At 44.2% G+C, this 24,417-nt stretch carries 21 protein-coding genes; 7 read left to right on the forward strand and 14 right to left on the reverse strand.

Annotated features, from left to right (window positions below):
* Positions 1 to 603, reverse strand: a 603-nt coding sequence (locus tag CK503_RS12315; RefSeq protein WP_141239929.1) for an IS3 family transposase, incomplete at its 3' end; no start/stop codon positions are given.
* 11 nt (positions 604 to 614) lie between these two features.
* Entirely contained in the window at positions 615 to 920 is a 306-nt protein-coding gene (locus CK503_RS12320; protein ID WP_095607132.1) for a transposase, read from the reverse strand.
* Positions 921 to 1,377: 457 nt separating this feature from the next.
* On the opposite strand from CK503_RS12320, the gene CK503_RS12325 reads away from it, so the two are divergent.
* Positions 1,378 to 1,836 carry a nucleotidyltransferase gene (locus tag CK503_RS12325; protein ID WP_095607133.1) on the forward strand — a complete coding sequence of 153 codons (459 nt, stop codon included), beginning with the start codon at positions 1,378 to 1,380 and terminating at the stop codon, positions 1,834 to 1,836.
* A 487-nt stretch (positions 1,837 to 2,323) separates the two neighbouring features.
* On the opposite strand, the gene cysN is transcribed toward CK503_RS12325, so the two are convergent.
* The 11 genes from cysN to CK503_RS12380 form a co-directional block, all read right to left on the reverse strand.
* Positions 2,324 to 3,604 carry a sulfate adenylyltransferase subunit CysN gene (cysN, locus tag CK503_RS12330; protein WP_095607134.1) on the reverse strand — a complete coding sequence of 427 codons (1,281 nt, stop codon included), beginning with the start codon at positions 3,602 to 3,604 and terminating at the stop codon, positions 2,324 to 2,326.
* Positions 3,605 to 3,696: 92 nt separating this feature from the next.
* Entirely contained in the window at positions 3,697 to 4,107 is a 411-nt protein-coding gene (locus CK503_RS12335; RefSeq protein WP_095607135.1) for a four helix bundle protein, read from the reverse strand.
* A gap of 44 nt (positions 4,108 to 4,151) precedes the next feature.
* Positions 4,152 to 5,057 (reverse strand): sulfate adenylyltransferase subunit CysD, encoded by a 906-nt coding sequence (cysD, locus tag CK503_RS12340; protein WP_095607136.1) that lies wholly within the window; start codon positions 5,055 to 5,057, stop codon positions 4,152 to 4,154.
* Positions 5,058 to 5,753: 696 nt separating this feature from the next.
* A complete protein-coding gene (gene cysC / locus CK503_RS12345; protein ID WP_095607137.1) occupies positions 5,754 to 6,293 on the reverse strand; it encodes an adenylyl-sulfate kinase in 540 nt (179 codons plus the stop codon).
* A 61-nt stretch (positions 6,294 to 6,354) separates the two neighbouring features.
* Complete coding sequence (locus CK503_RS12350; RefSeq protein WP_095607138.1) at positions 6,355 to 6,714, reverse strand: four helix bundle protein; 360 nt, start codon at positions 6,712 to 6,714, stop codon at positions 6,355 to 6,357.
* Between the two features lie 133 nt (positions 6,715 to 6,847).
* The gene (gene cysQ / locus CK503_RS12355) at positions 6,848 to 7,618 is read right to left on the reverse strand and encodes a 3'(2'),5'-bisphosphate nucleotidase CysQ (RefSeq protein ID WP_095607139.1); all 771 of its coding nucleotides are present in this window, start codon (positions 7,616 to 7,618) and stop codon (positions 6,848 to 6,850) included.
* 495 nt (positions 7,619 to 8,113) lie between these two features.
* Complete coding sequence (locus tag CK503_RS12360; protein ID WP_095607140.1) at positions 8,114 to 9,883, reverse strand: SLC13 family permease; 1,770 nt, start codon at positions 9,881 to 9,883, stop codon at positions 8,114 to 8,116.
* Positions 9,884 to 10,395: 512 nt separating this feature from the next.
* Positions 10,396 to 10,800, reverse strand: coding sequence for a hypothetical protein (locus CK503_RS12365; protein ID WP_095607141.1), 405 nt, complete (start codon positions 10,798 to 10,800; stop codon positions 10,396 to 10,398).
* Between the two features lie 1,238 nt (positions 10,801 to 12,038).
* Positions 12,039 to 13,850 carry an SLC13 family permease gene (locus CK503_RS12370; RefSeq protein WP_095607142.1) on the reverse strand — a complete coding sequence of 604 codons (1,812 nt, stop codon included), beginning with the start codon at positions 13,848 to 13,850 and terminating at the stop codon, positions 12,039 to 12,041.
* Positions 13,851 to 14,389: 539 nt separating this feature from the next.
* The gene (locus CK503_RS12375) at positions 14,390 to 16,447 is read right to left on the reverse strand and encodes a helix-hairpin-helix domain-containing protein (RefSeq protein WP_095607143.1); all 2,058 of its coding nucleotides are present in this window, start codon (positions 16,445 to 16,447) and stop codon (positions 14,390 to 14,392) included.
* Positions 16,447 to 17,205 (reverse strand): PorV/PorQ family protein, encoded by a 759-nt coding sequence (locus tag CK503_RS12380; RefSeq protein WP_095607144.1) that lies wholly within the window; start codon positions 17,203 to 17,205, stop codon positions 16,447 to 16,449. Before CK503_RS12380 ends, CK503_RS12375 begins: the two co-directional genes overlap by 1 nt.
* 133 nt (positions 17,206 to 17,338) lie before the next feature.
* Between CK503_RS12380 and porD the strand changes: the two genes are divergently transcribed.
* From porD to CK503_RS12405, 5 genes are all read left to right on the forward strand, one after another.
* Positions 17,339 to 18,250 carry a type IX secretion system protein PorD gene (porD, locus tag CK503_RS12385; protein ID WP_095607145.1) on the forward strand — a complete coding sequence of 304 codons (912 nt, stop codon included), beginning with the start codon at positions 17,339 to 17,341 and terminating at the stop codon, positions 18,248 to 18,250.
* Between the two features lie 158 nt (positions 18,251 to 18,408).
* Entirely contained in the window at positions 18,409 to 19,179 is a 771-nt protein-coding gene (locus CK503_RS12390; RefSeq protein WP_095607146.1) for an electron transfer flavoprotein subunit beta/FixA family protein, read from the forward strand.
* Positions 19,180 to 19,295: 116 nt separating this feature from the next.
* Positions 19,296 to 20,270: an electron transfer flavoprotein subunit alpha/FixB family protein gene (locus CK503_RS12395; protein ID WP_095607147.1), complete on the forward strand. Its 975-nt coding sequence runs from the start codon at positions 19,296 to 19,298 to the stop codon at positions 20,268 to 20,270.
* 123 nt (positions 20,271 to 20,393) lie between these two features.
* Positions 20,394 to 21,722, forward strand: coding sequence for an FAD-dependent oxidoreductase (locus CK503_RS12400; RefSeq protein WP_095607148.1), 1,329 nt, complete (start codon positions 20,394 to 20,396; stop codon positions 21,720 to 21,722).
* Between the two features lie 148 nt (positions 21,723 to 21,870).
* The gene (locus CK503_RS12405) at positions 21,871 to 22,164 is read left to right on the forward strand and encodes a ferredoxin family protein (protein ID WP_095607256.1); all 294 of its coding nucleotides are present in this window, start codon (positions 21,871 to 21,873) and stop codon (positions 22,162 to 22,164) included.
* Between the two features lie 316 nt (positions 22,165 to 22,480).
* Here the strand turns inward: CK503_RS12405 and CK503_RS12410 are convergent, their stop codons facing one another.
* Positions 22,481 to 22,891 carry a carboxypeptidase-like regulatory domain-containing protein gene (locus tag CK503_RS12410; RefSeq protein ID WP_095607149.1) on the reverse strand — a complete coding sequence of 137 codons (411 nt, stop codon included), beginning with the start codon at positions 22,889 to 22,891 and terminating at the stop codon, positions 22,481 to 22,483.
* 221 nt (positions 22,892 to 23,112) lie between these two features.
* Between CK503_RS12410 and CK503_RS12415 the strand changes: the two genes are divergently transcribed.
* Positions 23,113 to 24,297: an acyl-CoA dehydrogenase family protein gene (locus CK503_RS12415; protein ID WP_095607150.1), complete on the forward strand. Its 1,185-nt coding sequence runs from the start codon at positions 23,113 to 23,115 to the stop codon at positions 24,295 to 24,297.
* Positions 24,298 to 24,417: the final 120 nt, after the last annotated feature.

Consider the following 24,417-nt stretch of genomic DNA (forward strand, 5'->3'; position numbering starts at 1 on the left):
CCTGGTAAACTCCCCACAAGCATACTGGATACCACGATCGGAGTGGAACAACAGCGAATCCGTCGGTCGGCGTCTTGCCAGCGCCTGTGTCAAGGCTGCAACAGAGGTGGCTTTGGCCGAAAGGGTTCGGCTAAGATTCCAACCTATAATTTGTCGGTCTCCCAAATCCATCACCGTGGTAAGGTATAACCATCCCCCGCTACTGGGCAGGTAGGTAATATCGCTCACCCATACGGTCCCAAGCCCCGATGGAGCAAACTGGCGATCCAGCAGGTTGGGAGCCACCGGAAACACGTGCCGAGAATCTGTGGTCGCTTTCCATTTACGTCGAATTCGGCTTTGCACACCCATGGCTTGCATCAGTCGAGCTACCCGCGGGCGACTGGTCGACCACCCTTCGGCCTCCAGTTGCCGGTAAATGCGAGGCGCTCCGTAGATCCGGTCTGAGGCCTCCCAAACACGGAGGATTGCTCTTTTGAGCTGTTGGTTGGCCATAGCACGCCTTGAGGGCCCACGACCCCGCCACTGGTAATAGCCGCTTCGGGAGACCCCGAATAGTCGTGACATCTTCGCAATAGGGAACCTGTGATTATGGTCTGTCATAAACTGGTAGATTACCCACGGCGGCTGGTGAAGATGCCAATGGCCTTTTTTAGAATATCACGCTCCATCCGGGCATCTGCCAACTCCCGGCGGAGTCGGTCCACCTCGGCTTGCTCGGGGGATAGCTTCGGTATGCCATTACCGGGAAAACTTTCCTCGGGAGCCTCCTTGTATTCGGTTCGCCAGCGGTAGATCAGCTCTGGGCGAAGCCCCAACTCATCAGCCAGCTCCTTTATGTTATCTCGCTGGTAACTCTGGGTGATCACGTCCAGCTTGTACTCCTTGCTAAATTTTCGTCGTGTTCTTTTTTCTGTCATCGTTGGTATGGGTACGTTATAGCCACAATCTATGACTTAACCGGGTGTCCACCAAAATGTAGCAACTTCAGAGATTGGGGCTAACCTTTCACCTTGTTACTCAGTAACTTTATTACTTTGTCACTGCATCACCTAATTACCCCTTCACCATTCACCACCGTCGTCCGTCCCTGGTCCAACTTTGCAACTTAGTCAATCTGTTACTACCCTTAAAACAAAAAGGAAACTGAATATCCACTCATGATTTTTTAGACAGATATTTTATATATTATCAATCTGGTAAGAAACTCAACATCGATTGTTATCATGATTCATAAAGCAAAAATCCTTAGTAGAGAACAAGCTGAACAGGAGAATATTTCCTATTGGAAGTCGAAAACACCGGAAGAACGTCTAAGTCATCTACAGGACATACGAGAGCAACACATCAAGCTATTTAATAAAACCAAAGCATACAATGAGGCTCGAAGAGGACTACGAAGAGTTTATAGAATTGTTAAACGAACATAAGATACAATACCTTATCGTTGGAGCCTATGCAGTTTCGTTTTATGCCCGCCCAAGAAATACCGGTGACATCGATTTTTTTATCGATAACTCTTCTAAAAATATCTCTAATCTTTTAAAGGTACTCCAAAAATTCGGATTTGGGGAACTCGATCTTACTTCGGATGATTTTGAAGGAAATGATAATATCATCCAATTAGGCTATGAACCGGTTAGAATAGATATTATGACCGGCATCAGCGGTATATCTTTCACTCAGGCTTACAAGAATAAAGTACGAGGTAAATTAGGGAATCAGCCTGTTTATTTTATTTCTTTAGATGATCTGATTATCAATAAAAGATCGAGCAATAGAACACAAGATATGGCAGATGCTGAGCTATTGGAAAAGTTTCAAAATAAAAATTAAATAGTTCCTTCCAGTGGGTATTGGTCCTCAGAGAAAGCAAAAAATGCTTCTCCATTCTGGCTCAAATGACGTCATCCCGTATCAATACTTCACAACTTGAAGTCCCTCCCTGCTTGCGGGGAGGGATTTAGGGTGGGGCAAAACATTGCTCGCGCGTACAATTCACTCACAACCTTGTAGGGCTGTAAACGAAACCATCCTCAGCCACGAATTAAAAACAAAGATTTCTCCACTCCCTATCGGTCGGTCGAAATGACATCTACATGTATTAGATTCACCATTAAAATCTAATATTAAATGCTTCAACCGTCATTGGTCATCCATCTTCCGTCAATCTGTAACTTTGTTACTCGATCACTCAAAAACTTCCTCACCTAATCACCCTTCACCATTTCCCCGTCGTCCGTCCCCGGTCTAACTCTGTAACTTTGCTTCTTTGTCACTTTGCAACTTAGTCACCCAGTAACCTCATCACCAAAAACCGCTCTTAAAGAATCATCCCCGCACCCACGGTCTCATTGGTATATTCATCGATCAGGATAATACTCCCCGTCTTGCGGTTACGCTTGTAGCTGTCATAGAACAGCGGCTTGGTGGTGCGGATTTTGATCCGACCAATGTCGTTGAGGCCAATCTCTTTATCCCCTTCCACGCGGTGCAGCGTATTGATATTCACTTTGTATTTTACATCCTTGATGATGCATCGCGCTTCTTTGGTTGTATGCTTGATGGCATACTTTCCATTGGGATCAAGCGGCTCTTTATTCAGCCAGCAGACCATCAGCTCGATATCCTGCCCCACTTCCGGCTGATTATCCGGCTTGGCAATCATATCGCCGCGGGAGATATCAATATCATCCTCGAGCGTCATCGTCACCGACATAGGAGAAAAGGCTTCCTCCTCATCCTGCTCAAAGGTTTGTATCTGGTCGATGGTACTGGTAAAGCCGGATGGAAGAGCAATAATTTCATCACCGGGCTTAAATACACCACCGGCAATTTGTCCGGCATAGCCGCGGTAATCGGGGTAGTCGGTGGACTGCGGACGCGTAACCCACTGCACGGGAAAACGGCTGTCGACGTGATTGTAGTCGCTGTCTACCTGCACGTTTTCGAGGGTGTACAACAGCGTAGCCCCACCATACCACGGCATGTTATCAGATTTATCCACCACGTTATCTCCATACAGGGCGCTGATGGGTATATAGTGGATATCGGGGACATCCAGCTTGGAGGAGAAGGTCTTGAACTCTTCGCGGATCTCTTTGAATCGCTCTTCACTGTAGTCAACCAGATCCATCTTATTGACACAAAGCACCACGTGCTTAATTCCCAGCAATGATGCAATAAATGAGTGTCGGCACGTTTGCTCGATGACGCCACTGCGCGCATCCACCAGAATAACAGCCAGGTTCGCCGTAGAGGCTCCAGTCACCATGTTGCGGGTGTACTGCACGTGTCCCGGCGTATCGGCAATAATAAACTTGCGATTGGGAGTCGAAAAATAGCGATAGGCTACATCAATAGTAATCCCCTGCTCGCGTTCGGCCGAAAGGCCGTCGGTAAGCAGTGCCAGATTCGTATATTCGTCTCCCTTTTTGCGACTGGATTCCTCAATTTTCTCCATCTGATCGTCAAAGATCGATTTGGAATCGTACAGCAAGCGCCCGATCAGGGTACTCTTGCCGTCATCCACGCTGCCCGCCGTCGTAAAGCGGAGCAGATCCATGTCTAAATATTTTTGTGCTTCAGTTTCGTCAGTGCTCATTGTGATTACTCAGTATCTTAAAATTAAATTCGTTAAATATTCTCAGCCTCAACAGCAGATATTGTTGAATGTTATATGTTGAAGGTTGCAGGTTAAGTTCCATAATCAACTAAAATATCCTTAACCCTGTCATTAGAACTGTACCCTTCCAAATAAGAAATTAACTTCTTTGTCTTTTTGGAAATAGTTGTACATCGATCAAAAAGTGTATGGAACTCCGAATCAGTAATATAATTACAATCTAAAGCTACATAAGATAGAGATCTTGTTTCACCACAAGATCCTTTAGAATGTCCCAAGTAATTAATGAATCGCTTAGTTATTCTACTTTCAAATCCTTCACTAATATTACTCATAACTGAAACAGAAGAGCGACGAATCTGATCCTTTAACCCATAGTCTTTAGAGAACTCTTTTTTTCGAGTCAATTTATAAACATCTCTAACAAGCTGTCTTGCCAGCTGCCAAATATCTAAGTCTTCAAATTTCTCAATCGATGCCATAACGTTTAACCTGCAACATTCAACCTTTAACCTGTAACTGCCCTTTAAAAATACCCTTGCTTCTTTCGCTCTTCCATGGCCGCTTCCGCTTTCTTGTCATCCGTGCGATTGCCGCGCTCGGTAATACGTGCAGAGGCCACTTCCTCAATAATTTGCGGAATAGTATCGGCATCGGATTGAAAAGCTCCGGTGCATGTCATATCGCCGATAGTACGGAATCGGATCTTCTTCTCTTCGTACTCTTCCTCTTCGGAAAGGGTAATAAATTTCGACTTTGCCAGGTATGTCCCTTCTCGCTCCACCACATCACGGGTATGCGCCAGGTACAGGCTGGGGATATCGATATCCTCGGCGGCAATATACTGCCAGACGTCCATTTCCGTCCAGTTACTCAACGGAAACACGCGGAAATGCTCGCCTTGGTTCTTGCGTCCGTTATATAGATTCCACAACTCCGGACGCTGGTTTTTGGGATCCCACTGCCCAAACTCATCGCGATGTGAGAAAAACCGTTCTTTGGCTCGCGCCTTTTCTTCATCACGTCGCGCGCCGCCAAAGGCAGCATCAAAGTCATGATCTTCCAACGCCTTTAACAAAGTGGGGATCTGTAGCTTATTACGACTGGGATTTGGCCCTTTCGGTGCCTTCACTTTACCCTCGTCAATCATATCCTGAACGTGAGCTACGATGAGCTCCACGCCCAGATCATCCATCAGCTGGTCGCGGAATTCGATCGTCTCATCAAAATTATGTCCCGTATCAACGTGTAAAAAGGGAAAGGGAATTTTGCCGGGCCAAAACGCTTTTTGAGCCAGCCGCGCCATCGTAATTGAATCTTTTCCCCCTGAAAACATCAGCACGGGATTCTCAAATTGGGCCGCAACCTCTCGGAAGATATGAATAGATTCCGACTCCAGTTGCCGGATATGGTTCAGTTTATATAAATGCATTTCCTGATATTATTTTAGAGTAAAACTAAAGCGCATGAAATTAAGGATTTTAACATACAATGACTATTGGGATTATGACTCTCGCGGAAGGAGTCTTCTATCGGACGACTATATTTGCCATCCGATAGATGTAATAGTTTGAATATTCGATTTGTTTGGAGGGGTTGCAAAGTTTGAAGGGAGTTGTACCCCCGAGAAACGCTCCCTGATATTGTTCGAGGGTGCAACCCTCTCACAACTTCAACGACAAGAATTCCAAACGCCTAACAGATACTCCTTTTGATTCTACGCGAATCTATTCGAGGAGATTCCTGTAAGAAAGGTTTTTTCCTCTCAACTTCACGGTTTTAACCTTTAACCTTAAACACTGAAAACCTTATCTCTCTGTCCCTTTGTTTCTTTGTCACTGAATGACACAGTCACCCAATCACAGCTTTAAATTCCGTTACAGACATCCAACATCCGTCAAACCACACACCCCGACCCCGAAGATTCGCCCCCCCCTCTCAAGAGGGGAATTTCCCAGTGCCGGGTTCACGGTTTTAACCCAACATTTAACATTCAACCTTCAACATTGAACTATACTCTGTCCACAGTCAACCGTCGTCCGTCCTCCATCCCCAGTCCAACTATGCAACTTTGTTTCTTTATCACCGCATCACCTAATTACCCCTTCACCATTCAACACCGCCCCAATCATCCGTCAGCTTCTCCGCGCAAATACTCAAAAACCCTTTGCACCCCTTCCTCAGGAGTAATATTGGTAGTATCAATGCTGAGTTCCGGATCTTCCGGTTCTTCATAGGGATCACTGATGCCGGTAAAGTTATCAATTTCTCCTTTTCTGGCTTTTTCGTACAATCCTTTTACATCGCGCTCCTCACAAACTTCGAGCGGCGTCGATATATGGATTTCGGTAAAATCCTGACACATATCGCGGACAAAGTCGCGGGCATCCTGGTAAGGCGAAATAAACGAAGCAACCACAAAAACACCGTGCTTTTGCAGCAGGCTCGCTACAAAGCCGACTCTCTTAACGTGATCATCGCGCTCTTTTTTAGAAAATCCGGTCGTAGGAAACACTTCACGTACTGCATCTCCATCTAAATGCTCAACCTCATATCCCTGTTCCTTTAGCTGCGCATATACCCTTTCTGATATCGTACTCTTCCCCGAGCCGGATAAACCCGTAAACCAAAGGACGGTGGGCTTAAGGGCACTTTTTTTATTTTTCATAAAACAATTTTTTTCCTAATAGTTTAACCTTTCAGACGGGCGACAAATGACTGATGACCGCCTATGTCAATGCTTTTAAAAATGCATTTAATTTTGCAAATAATGTGGATCCCAACTGTTTAAAATCTTTAACCAACTTACTGTTTGGATCTATATAATCTCGCCTTTGAATTAATCGAATACATGCAATAACCTCTACATGAGACCGAATTGCAAAAGATAAAAATCTTGACTGCTGAGCATTACTTTGCCCTGTAGAACCTTCAGCAATATTCAAAGCGATTGAAGTAGAGGCTCTTCTGAGTTGTGAATTCAAATTATACTTTTCACTTTCCGGTAATTTCTCAGCTATATCATATGAAAGTGCGTTAAACTCCATTGCAAGTTTCCATACTTCAAGTTTCTCAAACTTATATGTCATGATAATAAGATCTTAATTAAATGAAGCGGTCATCCGTCGTCTATCAACCGTCTTTAATGTAAGACCATCAATCAACACCTTACAATATTTTTGAAAACGGTCTCCCGTCCCCGGTCCTCTATCATTCAAAAATTTACAATTTAACATTCTCTTTCAGCCCAATTAAAAAGGAGCCATTTTTCAAATCCGGCTTATTATAGGTTAACGGCGATTCATGAACGCCTTCCCGCGCCGAATAGCGATACACCGCATCCCCCGCTGCCACATCCCATTCCATGGTAGGCCCCATTCGCGGATAGATATCAGCCCTGCCTTCGGCCACTAAACAAAACTTTATGGAACTTCCGGCCGGAATCGTCTCCTCTACCGTAAGTCCTTTCTCTTTTAGCTGAGTGACAAGTTTACCCGATCCGTGGGACCGGCTCTGTACGGCCACAAGTGCTTCATTTTTATCACTGCCCGTAGAATAGATACGTTCCGGGGCCTCCGTTCCCACCTGCTTAAATGATCCTTTCCCTTCTTCTGCATAGTACATCGTCTGCTTATCCGGGACATACACCACTCCCATTATGGGCTGACCATCCTCAATCAAAGCGATATTAACCGTAAATTCCCCATTCTTTTTAATAAATTCTTTGGTCCCATCCAGCGGATCGACGATCCAGAACTTGGTCCATTTTTTACGCTCTTGGTAATCAGGTATACCCGATTCTTCTGATATGACGGGCGTTTCAGGATCCAGTTCCTTTAGGGCATCAATAATGATGTGATGCGAAGCCAAATCAGCTTTCGTAAGCGGAGAATCATCTTCCTTTCGGGTGATCTCCACATCCTGCGCATCATGATAAATTTCCAGCATCGCTTCGCCGGCTTCTTTTGCAACACCAATAATTTCTTTAAGCATAATTTTTTAATCAATATTGCGGGAATACAACTCCCTTTAAACTATTCTTTGTTTTAGTACTTAACCTTCAACATTTAACTTTTGCACGGTCAACAGCCATCACTTCACACTTAAAACTTAACACTTTATAACTCTGTTTCTTTGTCACTTAGTTACTTAATCACCCTAATTTATCAGGAGTACAACTCCCTTTAAAAACTATTCTTGGCTTTAGTACTTAACGTTCAGCACCCAATATTTAACCTTTCTTATCACTTTTTCGTTACAACGCAGAGCACTGCTACGTTAAAAACTCCGTAGGACAGGCATTGTAGCGAGATTAAAATATCCAACCCAAACACCGTCCGCAGTCACCCGTCGCCCGTCTTCCGTCACAAGTCCATAGTCAATCATTCCTACGCGAACCTAATGGCAGGAGATCCCTCGGCACCGCTCGGGATGACATTGCTTTTAATTGAACATTCAACACCCAACATTCAACCTTCAACATCTAATCTAAAACGGCCAAATCTGAGGCACCAAAAATATAGTAATCGCTGCAATCATCAAATTCAAAGGCAGCCCTATTTTGGTAAAATCGGTAAATTTATATCCGCCCGGTCCATATACCATCAGGTTGGTCTGGTAGCCAATAGGCGTTGAAAAACTGGCTGATGCCGCCATAATAATCGTCATTACAAACGGCATATAGCTAACCCCGAATGATCCGGCCAATGATATCGCAATGGGAAATATGAGCACCGCTGCGGCATTATTGGTAACCATTTCGGTTAACAGCCACGTGGCCAGATATACTCCTGCCAGTGCTAAATACGGACTGCCCTCAGTATATCCTAAAAACTCTTCTGCCAAAACAGTGGCCCCGCCCGTATATTGGAGCGCGCTGCCGAGGCCAAGGCTGGCAGCAATCACAAGCAACACCGACCAGTCGATATAATCTTTCGCAGTAGCCGCCCTGCAACAACCCGTCGCAACCATTAATCCCGCCGCTAAAAACGACGCCTGAAACATTGAAAGCCATCCCAATGCCACGGTAGCCACCATCACTCCCAACACGCCCCATGCCATACCGGACTTCTCATAATTGGGCGGACTCGAATCACTGATTCCGCTCGTCAAATAGTAATCACTGGAATTTTTAAACTGCTCCAAAAAGTTGGGATGGGCCTCCAGCAAAAGCGTATCGCCCGTTTTCAGGCGAATATCTCCCACTTTCTCTTTGATACGTTCTCCATTCCGGGATACCGCCAGCACAACGGCATCATAAATATTACGAAAGCGCCCTTTTTTAATCGTTGTTCCGTTTACCGGATGGGAGGGCGAAACTACGGCCTCAATCATCAATCGCTCGCGACGAGGAGCGTTCAATTTAAAAATTTGGTCGGTGGCGGGCTTCAAGCCCTTTATCTGCTGCAGATCCACAATAGAATCAACGACTCCCGTAAAAATAAGACGGTCACCGCCCTTTAGCTTCTGCTCTGGGTCAACAGCAGCAATAATATGATCTTGGCGATAAATTTCCACCAGGTATAATCCCGGGAGGTGGCGTAGCCCTGCTTCTTCTACCGTTTTCCCCGGCAGTGGACTATCATCTTCAATAATCATTTCAATAGTATATTCACGCGGATCCTTAAAGGTATCGAAGCCGGAGCCCCGATCGGGCAACAGCTTTTTGGCAAAGACTGTTAAATAGATAAAACCGACAATAGCCGCTGGCACGCCAATAAGTCCTGGCTCAAAAATTCCAATGGTATCCGTAGAGGCCTCCTCAATAAGCAGGCCGTTGACAATAAGATTGGTACTGGTTCCGATGAGCGTACAGGTGCCTCCCAGGATAGCGGCATAGCTCAATGGAATTAATATCTTGGACACGGCAATTTGATTCTTTCGTCCCCAATCTTCCAATGCGGGGATAAAAGATGCCACTACGGGTGTATTATTCAGGAACGCACTAACCACCATTACCGGTGCCATAATGCGAACCTGCGCGCCCCGAATGCTTTTTACCTGTCCAATAATCTTGTTCACCACAAAATGAATGGCTCCGGTCTCTTTCATTCCCGCCGCTACAACATAGAGGGCCGCTACCGTAAGCATTCCCTGATTCGAAAATCCGACAAGCGCCTCTTCGGCCGGAACCACCTGGCTCACAATTAGTATGGTCAGCCCACCGATAAACACAACATCAACCGATAACCGGGTGGTTATCAGCAAGGTAAGACATAGCAAAATAGTGGCTATTACCGTCCAGCCGGCAAAAGTCATAAACGCAGCATTCTTGTTACGGAATATATTCGAGACACAAAGAAAACGAATTGTCTCACGTTTTCAAATCAACAAAAACAGCGCAACTGGCACCTTTCCAACTTTTTAAAAGAGTTTCAAGCTTTGAGAGATTCCGAGACTGGAGAGATCAACTAAGTTTAGAGGGAGTTGTACTCCCGAAAAGATGTATTACACAAGGGGATTCGAATCCCGGTCTAAAATAATCCTTAAAAATCAATAAGCCCGTTATTTTCCATTTGCCAGCCAGTGCTAACATATTGTTAAAACTCTGACAGGCAAGTTGACAATGCAAGTAAAAGATATTTTACTTCTCCAAAAGTTGGGATGAGTATATTCGGATTCCCGAATTTAGGATTTAAAATCTATTGCCTTTCCCATCGTCGGATGACATATAAATCCATTGCCAAAGTTTCGTTTCTTCTTGATATTTTATCTTCAGATATATGAGCAGACAACGAGGACTGTCTCGTTGAAGCGCGTGTTATGGGGCTTTACTTACTATTACTATAGCCAAGAATATGTAAATCGGGATTATCTTTTGTCTCTCTTTTATCTACTGATAGGGAAATTTTATACTGTTTATTTTTCTGAAATTGCTTTGGGTCAACTGTTTCGATGAATAACGTATCCGTAGGAGGCAAGCTTTCTGATGTCCATATTCCATCTGGAGCAACGCAGATTGCATCTTCAGGACACTGATTAATAGCAAATATATAGCTCTCGATATTTACGGAATCAGGTGTTTCAATCTCGGTAAGTAATTGTTGAATACTTACAGTCTCAAAATTAAAAGCTTCTGGATATGTTCTCTCAATCTCCTCATCTGAGTTACTAACATTACATCCAACAAAAGCTAATACACAGGCAACAAATGTGAATAGTTGGATTGTTTTCATAACTTAAACCCTGTTTGTTACAGGTGTTTTAGTAAAGTAATAAACAAAAAGAGCTGCTCAAAACTGTTGTTGTACAATTATAAAAGCTGAATAACAGTAAAAAATGTAGTTTTAAATATATAGAAGTGGGGACCTATCCCTTTCGCAACTGAAAACAATAGCTTCGAGAGAAATGATTTTGCACGCGGACAAGCTGTTCGTCCTACATCCTAAATCAGCTTTTCGTACACAGCTTACTGTGTACCTCTTGAAACTTACTAATAAAAAGGCAAGCCTTAAATTGATCGTGAGTACAACTCACTCACAACTAAGGAATTTATACCCTGATAAAAATATGTAGTTTCTCAAAAGTGGGGGCATGGTGATTACAAAAACAAAAATAGCCCTCTTCGTCTATCATCTGTCATATCAAACATCCATCGCCCTCCCGACGGATCGGGATGACACTTCCAGAAGGAGAGATTCATCCCCGACTATTCAAAGTTTTTAAATTCCGGCCTAACGAATTTTATGCGAAGACCAAAAAGTACGATTATGCATTTTATACCGACCCCTTTTTTATTTCCAAAAGTTCAAGGATCATTAAAATGCATGTATCTTGCAGGTCATAGCCGATTATAAAATTCTCAGCCGGTGAGTTTTTTGGTTACTTTTTTGCTCATACAAAACAGTAACAATGTCCTACGGTCACAAAAAAATGGACAGCCTTACCTTGATCCTGGGTACATCTCGCTCACAACTATGGAGTCATAAACCAAACCGTCATCCATCTTCCATCACCTTTTTCCTTCAATCAATACCCAAAATCCCGCTACGTCGCTAAAGCATGTCTGCCGAAGCTTTATGCGTAGTGCATGAGCCCACCCACTAAGGCCGCCTGCCTGCGCGTAGCCGAACTATGCTTCGGCGAAGGCTGGAAGCACATGTTACGTAGGCCGTACTATGAAGCGTCGGGGACCTGCTCCAAGGGAAATTCTACTGCTATGTTCAATAGTTTTTAAATCCAACATTCAACCTTCAACATCAAATACTAAAACCGTTACCTGTCCTTTGCCCTCCGTCATCAAAACAAAGATTTCTCCCATCCCTTCGGTCGGTCGAATTGACAATATCGGTCGTTCGTCAACCGTCGTCAGTCATACATCTTTTCTTTGTCACTTAGTCACCTCATTACTTCATCGCCTAATCACTCAGTCACTTAATAACTTTAAAAAACCATTCAACCTTGAACCACACACCTACATCGGCCAAACGTATGGTATCAAGATGATGAGAACAGACCAGAGCGTTATTTGCAATAGAAAACCTACTTTAAAGAAGTCAGTAAACTTATAATTACCGGGACCATATACCATCAAATTGGTTTGATACCCGATAGGGGTAATTAGCGACATAGAAGCTGCCAGGGTTATCCCAATGACTAATCCCCGCGCCTCAATGCCCTGTGTTTCTGCAACAGATAATGCAATGGGAAACATCAGAGCTACCGCGCCGTTGTTCGTAATGAATTCCGTTAATATAACGGTAATGATAACCACTCCCGCCAAGGTTGCCCGGGGGCCGTAAGCGCTTGTCAGCTCAACCACACCTTGACCGATAATAACAGCTGCCCCACTCACTTCCATTGCTTTTCCCAACCCCAAGGCCGCCCCTATGACAATTAAAACCGTCCAGTCAATCGACTTTCGGGCTTCTCCGGCTTCAATAACGTTAAACGATAAGAGTACAGCCACCCCTAAAACACCAGCCAGTGCTATATGAAGTACGCCTCCCGCAACCAAACCAATCACGCCAAATAATACTGCTACTGAAACATATAAGTCTTTACCACCCGGACGCTCCTCCAATATTTCTTCGGGATCTCCGGGTTCTTCTCCCCCAGCCTCACTGGTTAAGAAAAAGTCTTCGGTATCTTCATGTGCTCCGCGGAAACCACGTCCCGTATCCAGCAAAAGAACATCTCCGGGATGTAACACAAATTTTCCCAGTGGCTGATCAATACGATGTCCGCGGCGACGAACTCCCGTTACAGCTGCACCAAAACGTTCCAGTAATTGGGCTTCTCCCACAGTTGCTCCTACTAAGCGCGATCCCTCTTTGACCACGACCTGGTGAAGCTCCCGATCTTTTTCGTTGCGCCTGATGGTCCGCGGGGGCTGATAGGCCAATTTTAGTCCGGGATAACCTTCGAGCTCGGGCGTTTTTGCAGCGATGCCCCCGTGCGCAGCATAAAAAAGATGATCCCCGGCACGCAGCTTTTCCTCATCAGGGACAGGTGCAATTTCTTGCTCATTTCGATTTATTCGTGACAGGTAAAACCCTGAAATCGTTGATAATCCCGCCTCCGATACTGTTTGTCCCACAACATCTGCTCCATCTGTAATCTCTAATTCTACCAGCAGTTTTCTGTTTTGCTCCTCTTCGTAACGGATATCACGCCGGGCAGGAGTAAGTTTCGGTGAAACAATTACCAAATATACTAATCCCACAATTGCACAGGGGACACCTACCCAGGCCAATTCAAAAAATGAGAATCCCCTGAACCCGTGGCTCTCCAATAACCCATGGGTAATCAGGTTTGTGCTGGTACCAATTAATGTACAAAGTCCGCCTAAAATGGCTGCATACGAAAGGGGCATCAGCAGCTTAGATACGGGAATATGGTATTTTTTTGCCCAACTTCGTATCGCCGGTATCCCCATAGCCACAATGGGCGTATTATTCAGGAAGGCTGAATAAACCGATACGCTGGGACATAACCGCAATAATATTCGTTGCACACTTCGGGTTTCTTCTCCCAAAATAAAGTTACTGGCCCTATCCAATGCCCCACTTTCACGCAGTGCTGCTCCTATTACATACAAACTTCCCAACGCCAACAGTGTGGTATTACCGAATCCAAGGAAAGCTTCCTCAATGCTCATTACCCCGGTGAGAGTAACAACTGCCAAACCGGTTAATAAAACGGCATCCGGACTCCATAAATCAATGGCCAAGGCCACAAAGGTGAGCACCAGTACTGCTAATATGATAATAATATCAAAACTCATGAACGCTGCTATCAATTTCTAAAATGATCAATCCTATACAAGATAGAAGAACTCTACAAATATGCTATCGCGAATTTTTTATGGGGAAAATGACCAGCATTTTACTAACCATTTCGGCTGAGTAGTATTGTGTTTTTTAAATAACGTTTTGCATTGGATATCCAAAACCAGATCACCCCGATATTTATTTTATTGAGTAGTCAGTATTTTGACAGGTGATATCGACCGCAATTCCCCTCCCCTCACTATAAAGTGCTGAGGGAGTTACACTCCCGAAAACGCTCCCTGCGATATTGTTCGAGGGTACAACCTTCTCACAACTTCAACTCAGAATAATGTAACATGATAGATTTCTCCGCCCCCCCGACTGCTGTCGGAATCGGTCGAAATGACAAATCAGATATTTGAACTGTTTTCTGGTTCCTCGCAGAGCGTAAAAACGAGATTTAAAACTTAGCATTAACTACTTAATTCACTTTGTAACCCTGTTACTTTGTCTCTTTGTCACTGCATCACCTAATCCCAGCAGCTTTGTAACCCTAAAACCGTACTCTTGCCTGAATACCAATCTCGCTGCGCTGATCTCCTTCAATCTGATTCAATCCACTGCCAATAACCTGTGTATCTTCATATACCGTGATTCCAAATTTAGCCCAAAGCTCTAAAAAATCGAAGGGATCGTAATTCAACAGTACATACATTCGCTGTCCTTGGTCAAAAAACGATTGACTGGAAAATACATACAGCAGATCATTTTCGAACTGGTAGACCCGGGTGGCAAAACTTTCGGTATCGAACATGGAAAGCCGCGTATCCAAGCTGAACTCATCATTAATTTGCAATCGTAAATCCTGGTACAGCAAATAACCAAGCTCCAACTCTTCTCCCGCCTGTCGGCTCCGGATCACCTCTCCTCGTGTGCGCAGGCGTACATTTCTGTTTACCCAATATTCTAAATTCGCCCGGAAGCTGCTGCGTTGTGCATCACCCAACCTGCGCTGAATTCGACCAAAAGAGTCCAACACCTCATATTCATCATCCTCAATTTCGCTACGCAGTTGGACATAAAAATTTAAATTACCCGTAAAATCTATCTCTGCCTTTATCAGCCAATCAAAGCCCTGTGTAGGTTGGTTCGTGCCAAAGCGGGCGCCGGGAAATCGAAACTGGTCGATATACGCACTAAGCGTTACTTTTTCGCCAATAATATGGCTCATCCCCAAATAGATACCTTCTTCGTTTTTGGGCTGACCAGATACCTCTCCGAAGCCATTCCCCAAGATAGATTGAAACTCTTTCTGGTACTTCCGATACGCCAACGTTATATCCGTGTCTTCACCAATACCACTTTCAACACCGGTAATGAGGCCATAACCCCCATTTTCACTTTGAGCAATCTCTCCGAAAACAACCGCTGGTCCGGCTAAAAAAGTATAATCTACCCCATAGGCATAATTTGATTTCCCCTCAAAATCGTGCTGCGCATACGTCCGGTTACTGGCTGCAATATACCGATCAAAAGTCGTCTGATAGCCGGTTGCGCCAATAATACCGAAGGGCATCTCTAATTGGATATGTCCGCCATATAACATCTGGTGCAAATTATCTTTCTGCAGAAATTCATTTTCAGTACGGTGATAGCCATCCGCTCTCGGAAAGCGGGTGGTATCGGGACTTATTTCGCTTGCACTGCGTTTTCTGTTCGAATAGAAACCCGTAAGTTGAAGTTTGCCTCCATACGTCAGCGCCCCGCCACGATAGTAGTTGGTTTCCTGCGCTGATGTGTACGGTTTAATCCCTCGACCGTTTCGGCTCACCGCCCCTGCCACATTACTTCCTTTTCCAAAAGCAGCTCCGCTCCAAAGCACCAATCCCTGACCAAATCCCAGGCTATAATCTCCGCCCACTAACATTTGCAAACGACCATTATCTTCAAGCGCTACATGCCAGGTTCGATGATCAAATTGAAAGGGGCCTACGAGTTCTTCTCCGGGATCTTTTTCCTGTGTCAAATTTAGGGACAGGTGATTGCTCTGGTATTCCATACGCTGATAATACTTGATCGGGCTACCAATATACCCTCCTTCCTGTGGCGGCTGTTGATACCCTACTCCCTCTTGCAAGTCGCGCTGATAACGCGAAAACATCTGGAATTCCCCATCTGAGGTCCAATAACGCGGATCGGTATAAAGTGCTCGTCCTAACTCGAGGCCACTTCCAACCGTTACATAGGGACGCACTTGCTCCAGCGTTACCCGACCGATCCCCGTCACCTCATCCAACTCCTCAATCGTTTCAAATGGTTTTACATCAGATCGGTATTCAATAATACCTCGGGCAAGTTTAAGATTTAATCCCGGAACCTGCAGTAATGCATTTACGCCGGCATTATTAATATTGATGGGGTTTTCGGCCAGCTCTTGCAGTAGCTGAGTCATCTGTTCACTATCAAACTCCGTATCACCGGGATCAAAGTTTTCAATAGCATCTTCGATATCATCCTGTACCTCCGACCGGGTAGTATCCTGCTGCTGTGCCAACAGTGTTACCGGCATTGCAAGAAGAAATACCAATATAATCAGTCTACTGATGCGCATTACCAAGTAACTTTGAAGTCAATGGCGGGACTATATCCCAATACCCTATTCTCATGACGCTGAACAGAAATATTGACCGCCCATAAATCGCTGCCGTACCCAAACCCTCCCGAAAATGTCAGAGGTTCAGTGGTAATACCCGTACGTCCCACCAAACTTTTAATAATTGATACTTCTACCCCACCGCGATATGAAATAGGAAACTGCACATCTTTAACAACATCGGTGGAGAACAAAGCTTTATCAGATAACTGATACGATAACCCTATACTTAGCTCTCTGGGCAACTTTTCATTATTTTTTGATCCATACTCCGGCTGATTAATATTCGTGGTCTTGGCTCCAATCCATAAATCAGATACAACGGAAGCGGCCAACCCCACATCTACACCAAACGCACCTGCCGATCCGTATCCACCTCCAAATGCAACGTGACTATAATTGAAAATAGCCCCAAAATGGAATCCGGCAAACGAATGTTTATACCCAAGCCTCAGCCTGCTTTCATTGAAAAGGTCATCCCCATATCGATGTGCACCAGCTCCCATAACGCCAAGCTTTGTGGGATATGATCCGGCAAAAGCCATATCCGTTATTTCGGACAAACCAAAATAGCGCACACCGAAAAATGAGACCGATCGTGCATCTTCCGACATCAAAGCCGGATTCCCAAACATCGACCAATCGGTATTCTGCAAGGCCGTAGTGGCCTGACCAACAGCCAGCTCTCTTGCCCCGATAACAGCTTGTGCTTGCATCGACGAGCCCACACCATTTATCATTATTAATAGTGCGCTTAATAATATGAGCTTAAATCTGTGTAAATCGAATAGCTTTCGTATCATATAAATAGTCTCTCTCTGATGATTTCAAGTAACTTATGAATTCAAAATGAATATTTCTTCTTTAAATTGGGTTTTCGGAGTTTTTTTGGGAATTATCATTGCGATGAGTGGTGCCCAATCATTGTCTGCTCAGGAATTAAACGCTCAGGTTACCCTAAACAAAAGCCAATTAAGCAGCACCTCTCTTGACTACCTTGACAATCTCCCTCAACAAATTGAAGCATACATCAATCAATATGAGTGGACTAACGCAAACTTCAATGAAAATGAGCGTATAAAGATGTCTCTACAGATAAATTTATTGTCGGTAGAGGATTACAATTTTGAAGCCCAAATAATTGTCCGCTCTCAACGACCTATTTATAACACTACTCGAAGTACGGCCCTTTTTCTGTTTAACGATGAGAAGTGGAATTTTGAATACCCTCCCAACCGTACCTTCCTGCACGACGAACTCCAGTTCGACCCACTCACCAGCTTGCTCGACTTTTACGCTTACACTGTTCTGGGATATGATTTTGACAGCTTCGAAGAGCTGGGCGGTACCGATTACTATCAGCGGGCGCAGAACATTCTATCTCTTGCACAAACCACCTCCGCAATAGGATGGTCGCGTAGCAGAAATCAGCGAAACAGAGCCCAGTTGGTTTCAAACCTCATACAAACTAACTACGAACCGTTTCGGATTGCCCTTTACCAATATCACAGAAAAGGGATTGATCAATTTTTGGAAAACCCCGAGCAGGCACGCAACGAGATTTTATCGGCATTGGAAAAAATCCAGCAAGCCCAACGACAAACTTCTTCTAACTTACTTTTTGATACCTTCTTTAATGCCAAGTATCGCGAAATTACATCCATTTTTGAAGATGCCGAACCGGAAATACGACTGGAAGCTTATAATTTGCTATCAGATATTGATCAAGGTCATCTCAGTGAATATCAAAAATTACAGTAGTACCCAGCTATAGCGTTGCTATATAAGACTTCAAACACTTTTATATGAGTTGTTGTTTGTAAGTGACTACCAGCTGAACATTTAATCTCAGGTTTTGTATATTCTCAGCCTGATGTGTTACAATCTTTTTCCATTCTAACCGAAAATATTTTCATCGTATGAAATTTTATGTTTGTATAAAGCAAGTTCCCGATGTAGATGCGCCCATCCAAATTAAAAACGGTGACCTAATGCAGGATACCGATCGCATGGTGCTCAATGCCTATGACGCTTCGGCCGTTGAAGAAGCACTGGTACTTACCGAAGAACATGGCGGAGAGGTTGAAGTCGTACTTGTTGGTCCCGACAAAGCCAAAGAAACCATTCGTAAAGCACTGGCCATGGGTGCCGACAAAGCTACACACATAACTACCGAAGACGACGTTGATTACGATTCTGCCGTGTACGCAAACATTCTGGCCACCTTTTTTAAAGACAAAGAATACGATGTCATCTCATGCGGTAAGCAGTCCCAGGATACCGATGCCGGATTAGCCGGAGGCATGATTGCACAACATCTCGATCTGCCCTATGCAACTAATGCTGTCGGACTTTCAATTGAGGACGATAATCTTATAGCAAAACGACAGGGCGACTCAGGACAAGAAATAATTGAACTTCCACAACCTTGCCTGGTTACCTGCTCCAATGATATGAATGAGCCGCGTATCCCCAGCCTAAAAGGAATTATGCAATCCAAGCGCAAGCCGATGGAAACGACCGCTCTTTCGGATATGAACCTCGATGAATCGGCCCTTTCAGCAAAAACGAAGGTAACCGGTTACATGGAGAAGCCGGAACGCGAACCGGGGCAAAAGTTTGAAGGCGAACCCGACGAACTGGCACAAAAAGTAGCCAACCTTCTCGATGAAGAAGAAAATGTCATTTAATCATGTCAGAAGGCAGACCTGAAAAGGCAAATTCATCTCATATTTGCCGTCTGCCGGTTTGATCATAATGATTTAAAAGCAATGAAATTCAATAGTTAAAAATATTCCTTAAAACAATGAGCACTCTACTAACCCACATCGCAGTAAGTGACGGAAAAATTAAACGATCTTCTCTCGAAGTATTATCTCGGATGACAGAACTCGCTGAGGCTAACGGACATTCCTCTGAAGCCGTTATCATTGATGCCAATGCTTCGGATCTCGTTGAGGAAGTTCAAAAATATGGAGCTTCTAAAGTTTATACCATCTCCGATCCCATCTTTGAGAATCATCAAAATACACCGCTGCTTAAGGCTCTTTCCAAAGTGATGGATGAAGCTGATCCCTTTGTCTTTGGATTCGGTTCTACCGAAGGTACTAAAGATATTTTAGGTGCCCTGGCCGCAAATATAGATGCAGCTGTCCTTTCGGATGTTTCCGAATTTGAACTGACCGATGACGGTATTAAAGCTACACGTCCCGTAATGGCGGCTAAAATCCTTTCCGATAACAAAGCTCACGGCGATAACATCTTAGTTTCTGTACGCTCCGGTTCTTACGATCTAAATGAATCTCCCACCGAAGCCGAAGTGGTGGATCTCGATTTCAGTTTTGACGAAAGTGAGCTTAAAACAACCCTTCGTGAAATTATTGGCGCTTCAGGCGATAAAATCGACTTATCCGAAGCCGAGACAATCGTCGCTGCGGGACGCGGTGCCAAAGACGATGAAGGGCAGGAGTTAGTAAACGAATTAGCTTCAGTCCTAAATGCTGCACTCGGTGCATCACGAGCGTTAACAGAAGCAGGAATCATGGATCCGAGTTTGCAGATTGGTCAAACCGGAAAAGTTGTTTCTCCACAACTCTATATTGCCGTAGGCATTTCGGGCGCTATCCAGCACGTAGCAGGTATGGCTAACAGTAAAGTTATTGTGGCTGTTAATAAAGATCCCGATGCTCCCATTTTTGATATTGCTGATTATGGTATCGTCGGTGATCTGTACAAAGTACTGCCCCCGTTTATTGAGGAACTCAAAAAGATTAAAGGATAGGAAATTTTAAGTCATAACTATAATCTCGTGACGATGCTCTGCGTCGTCACGAGTAATTCATTTTTGATGTCGCAACGCAGAGTATTGCGGCGAGATAAATAAATTAATCATTCAACATTTATTATGATGGACGAAAAGTTTGACTGTATTATTGTGGGCGCTGGGATTGCCGGATTAGCGGCAGCTATGATATTGGCCCGCAATAACATGAAGTTTTTACTCATCGAAAAAGGTGAATTTGCCGGATCCAAAAACGTCTCGGGCGGTGTGCTCTGGGGCAGCGACCTGGCGAAGCTCGTCCCCAATTACTGGGAAGAGGAAGACGGCGGCTGGGAACGATTTATCAACCACCGGCGACTTACGTTCATGGACGATCAGTCAACTTTTTCTATCGATTTTAAATCATCGCACTTCAACGAAACGCCCTACTCAGGCGTAGTGGTGCTTCGCTCAAAATTTGATCGCTGGCTGGCCGGTAAAGTCCAGGAGGAGATCGATAACAGTGATTATGCTATGGAATCGTTCATCGCCACAAATATCAAGGTGGATGAAATTCTGATGGAAGATGATAAAGCGGTGGGTATTCGCACCGGCGAAGAAGAATTTCATGCCGATAGTGTCATTATTTCGGAAGGGGTAAACAATCTACTTACGCGTCAGGTTGGCCTGCAGGATGATTATGTGCCCGCCGATCACATGCTGACCGGAATCAAGGAAGTCATACGATACGACCAAAAAGTGCTGGAAGATCGCTTTCAGCTTAACGGACTCAGCGGTATGTCGAATGAATTTGTCGGCTTCGCCACCGATGGCGTAGAGGGCGGAGGATTTCTTTATACCAACCGTGATACGATATCGCTCGGCTTGGTGGCCGGAATCAAGGATATGCGGGAGAAAGAAAAAAGTCCGCATGACCTATTGAATACCTTTAAGGGTCATCCGGTAATTCAGGATACCATCAAAGGTGGTGAGGTCGTTGAATATTCGGCACATGTGGTATCATCCGGAGATAAGCGAGCCATGCCTAAAGAATTGTATAAGGATGGTGTTTTGCTATGTGGTGAATCGGCAAACTTGTTGATGAATGCCGGTAAAGCCATTCAAGGTATGGACTACGCCATGCGATCAGGTATTCTGGGAGCAGAAACAATTGTGAAAGCGAGAGAGCGCGACGATTTTACAAGCAACACGCTCAAAGAATACAAACAGGCACTTAAGGAAAGCTATGTTATGAAAGATATTAACAGCTTCCAGGATGCGGTACACATGCTGCACAATCCGACAATGTATCAAGATGTTCCAAACTTAATTTGTGACTTCGGACGCAAGTTCTTTACTATTGATAACGAACCGACCAAGAAATCACGTGAGCTGATGAGTGAATCTATTAAAGAGCACTCGTCGTACTGGGATCTCATAAAAATCGGATTTAAAGGAGCGAAATCGTTATAAGATTTTAGGAGTAACTTCAAAAATAATGTGTCATTCTGAACTTGGTTCAGAATCTATACAACAGAGAGCAGTTACAGATCCTGAAATAAATTCAGGATGACATGATATTTAAAATGTTAAGTTTTTATTTTTTCGCATTATGAAATTAATGGATCTTACAGAACGACTGGGACTGGTCAGCTATCGCAACCAGGCAAAATCAGATATTAAGCCGCATATTACTGTGGATACGGATATCTGCAATTCAACCTGTCCGCATAAGTGTACCACCTATGTTTGTCCGGCCAATTGCTATACCATGGATGAGGATGGTAAAGTGCACTTTCAGGTGGAAGATTGCATCGAATGCGGAACGTGCATGTATGCCTGCGATCAGGGAGCGGTGGATTGGAACTATCCTGATCCGGAAATCGGTCGCGGCGTAACCTGGAATTTCGGGTAGGTTTTCACCGTCACGCAGAGCGTAGTAACATGATGTAAATTTATCTCATTACGACGCTCTATAATTTTGTTAAAATGCTTATCTGCAAATAGTTCTTTTCTCCCCACGTTGCAACGCAGAGCATTGCAACGAGATGTAACATTGAAAATACAATCTGCCCGCAATCTCGTTACGATGCCTACCTTCGCAAAGTCATTTAATAATGATGACAACTTATCTTGTTACGACGTTCTACGTCGTAATGAGTATTTATTCATTCTAATAAAAAAAGGCCATCCCTTTACGGAATGGCCTTTTTCGTTGTGTTTAATACTTTCTATGAAGATTCCTTGGGTTCTAACTTAACAGTTATTGAATCTCCGCCTTCCTTCACTTCTACTTCTTGGCTCCAGCCCTCATATCCATCAGCTGATACTGAGAGAGTATAAGTTCCCGGGCTAACCATTTCAAAAGTGAAAGATCCATCTTCACCAGTAGTGGCTTCCTTATCTACACCCTGTAGAACTAACTGGGCTCCGGATATTGCTTCCTGACTGGAAGCATCAACCACCTCTCCTGATAGCTCCGCTTCTCCTTGCTCTTGAGCCATTACTGGGTTCGTAAACATTGCAATTCCAATGATCATCACAAGCGCTGAAAAGAAAGCTTTTTTATTAAAGATATACATATTGTCTCCTCTTATTTGATTTATTTTAATTCGATTAAGCTCAATGAATGAACTTCTCATCTATACATAGCTGTATTTTTCATTTTTGTTCCAAGGACGATGAATTTTTATTTCACTATGTTGAAACAATGGCCCTGGATCGGTTTTTTATTATTTGATTACAAAATTTTACCCACTCCGGATACACTTTCTTCAGCTAAGTCTTCTTTCCCAAAACGATTTATCAAATTTTTTTCTATTTTAATAGATAGAGAAATTCCAATCTATTTTAATTCCATCTTATGAGTACCGACGTATTACAAAAAGCTACCGGGCTTAATTTTGAACTTTCCGAAGAACAGCAACTCATCCGAGATAGTATCAGAGATTTTGTTGAACGACATGTTAAACCCGGCGTAAAAGAGCGCGATACCAGTAAAGAGTTTCCACACGACCTCGTTAAAAAATTAGCCGAACAAGGTTTTATGGGGATGGTTCATCCCGAAAAATATGGTGGCGGTGGTGTGGGGCACGTTAGCTTTTGCCTGGCTATCGAAGAGATCGCCCGATGGGATGCTTCACTGGCCTTAACTGTGGCTTCGCATACCTCGCTGGCATCCGGACATATTGCCCTGGCAGCCAACAAATCCCAAAAAGAAAAGTATTTAACGCCCTTGGCTAAAGGAGAAAAACTGGGAGCATGGTGCCTCACCGAGCCCGGATCCGGCAGCGACGCTTCGGGAATGAAAACAACGGCCATCAAGAAAGACGACAAATACATTCTTAACGGAACCAAGATTTTTATCACGCAGGGCTCTGTCGGTGATACTTTTGTGGTGCTTGCCAAAACGGATCCGGATAAAGGCACCAAGGGCATTAGTGCTTTTATTATTGAGGGTGATTGGGATGGCGTTGAATCCGGTAAGAAGATGGAGAAGCTGGGCATGAATTCCAGTGATACCACGGAAGTTATCTTTGAGGATGTAGAGGTTCCCGAAGAAAATCTACTGGGCGAACTCGGTCGCGGTTTTGTTGATACGATGAAAGTGCTCGACGGCGGACGTATCGGCATTGGTGCCCTGTCGGTCGGAATTGCACGCGGAGCCCTCGAAGAATCCTTAAAATATTCGGGCGAACGCAAGCAGTTTGGATCACCCATCGGTGATTTCCAGGCTATTGAAACGAAAATTTCGAATATAGCCACTGAAGTAGATGCCGCGCGCATGCTGGTGCACCGCGCAGCCTGGCTAAAAGATCAGGATAAACCCTTTACAAAAGAAGTTTCCATGGCGAAGCTTTTTGCATCCGAACTGGCAGTACGTGCTGCAGATGAGGCCGTACAAATTCACGGCGGCTACGGATACATCAAAGAATATCACGTTGAGCGATTTATGCGTGATGCCAAGCTGATGACGATTGGGGAAGGCACCTCCGAAGTTCAGCGCATGATTATCGGCCGGGAACTCAAGAAAGAATTCTGGGGATAAAACCAAGCTTTCAGTGATCAGTTATCACAGTTTGATTAATGTTAAGCTGATAGCTGATTGCTCTTACTCATTTACATTTATTCTCCAACCGCTTACCTTGCACAGGGAAATAATTAAGGT

Source organism: Fodinibius salipaludis (assembly GCF_002287075.1).
In the GTDB taxonomy this organism is placed as follows: Bacteria; Bacteroidota; Rhodothermia; order Balneolales; family Balneolaceae; genus Fodinibius; species Fodinibius salipaludis.

What these genes read in the sequence shown, in the direction of transcription:
- CK503_RS12320 (WP_095607132.1), bottom strand. Translation starts at nt 920, where the DNA reads ATGACAGAAAAAAGAACACGACGAAAATTTAGCAAGGAGTACAAGCTG.
- CK503_RS12325 (WP_095607133.1), top strand. Translation starts at nt 1,378, where the DNA reads ATGAGGCTCGAAGAGGACTACGAAGAGTTTATAGAATTGTTAAACGAA.
- cysN (WP_095607134.1), bottom strand. Translation starts at nt 3,604, where the DNA reads ATGAGCACTGACGAAACTGAAGCACAAAAATATTTAGACATGGATCTG.
- CK503_RS12335 (WP_095607135.1), bottom strand. Translation starts at nt 4,107, where the DNA reads ATGGCATCGATTGAGAAATTTGAAGACTTAGATATTTGGCAGCTGGCA.
- cysD (WP_095607136.1), bottom strand. Translation starts at nt 5,057, where the DNA reads ATGCATTTATATAAACTGAACCATATCCGGCAACTGGAGTCGGAATCT.
- cysC (WP_095607137.1), bottom strand. Translation starts at nt 6,293, where the DNA reads ATGAAAAATAAAAAAAGTGCCCTTAAGCCCACCGTCCTTTGGTTTACG.
- CK503_RS12350 (WP_095607138.1), bottom strand. Translation starts at nt 6,714, where the DNA reads ATGACATATAAGTTTGAGAAACTTGAAGTATGGAAACTTGCAATGGAG.
- cysQ (WP_095607139.1), bottom strand. Translation starts at nt 7,618, where the DNA reads ATGCTTAAAGAAATTATTGGTGTTGCAAAAGAAGCCGGCGAAGCGATG.
- CK503_RS12360 (WP_095607140.1), bottom strand. Translation starts at nt 9,883, where the DNA reads ATGACTTTTGCCGGCTGGACGGTAATAGCCACTATTTTGCTATGTCTT.
- CK503_RS12365 (WP_095607141.1), bottom strand. Translation starts at nt 10,800, where the DNA reads ATGAAAACAATCCAACTATTCACATTTGTTGCCTGTGTATTAGCTTTT.
- CK503_RS12370 (WP_095607142.1), bottom strand. Translation starts at nt 13,850, where the DNA reads ATGAGTTTTGATATTATTATCATATTAGCAGTACTGGTGCTCACCTTT.
- CK503_RS12375 (WP_095607143.1), bottom strand. Translation starts at nt 16,447, where the DNA reads ATGCGCATCAGTAGACTGATTATATTGGTATTTCTTCTTGCAATGCCG.
- CK503_RS12380 (WP_095607144.1), bottom strand. Translation starts at nt 17,205, where the DNA reads ATGCAAGCACAAGCTGTTATCGGGGCAAGAGAGCTGGCTGTTGGTCAG.
- porD (WP_095607145.1), top strand. Translation starts at nt 17,339, where the DNA reads ATGAATATTTCTTCTTTAAATTGGGTTTTCGGAGTTTTTTTGGGAATT.
- CK503_RS12390 (WP_095607146.1), top strand. Translation starts at nt 18,409, where the DNA reads ATGAAATTTTATGTTTGTATAAAGCAAGTTCCCGATGTAGATGCGCCC.
- CK503_RS12395 (WP_095607147.1), top strand. Translation starts at nt 19,296, where the DNA reads ATGAGCACTCTACTAACCCACATCGCAGTAAGTGACGGAAAAATTAAA.
- CK503_RS12400 (WP_095607148.1), top strand. Translation starts at nt 20,394, where the DNA reads ATGATGGACGAAAAGTTTGACTGTATTATTGTGGGCGCTGGGATTGCC.
- CK503_RS12405 (WP_095607256.1), top strand. Translation starts at nt 21,871, where the DNA reads ATGGATCTTACAGAACGACTGGGACTGGTCAGCTATCGCAACCAGGCA.
- CK503_RS12410 (WP_095607149.1), bottom strand. Translation starts at nt 22,891, where the DNA reads ATGAGAAGTTCATTCATTGAGCTTAATCGAATTAAAATAAATCAAATA.
- CK503_RS12415 (WP_095607150.1), top strand. Translation starts at nt 23,113, where the DNA reads ATGAGTACCGACGTATTACAAAAAGCTACCGGGCTTAATTTTGAACTT.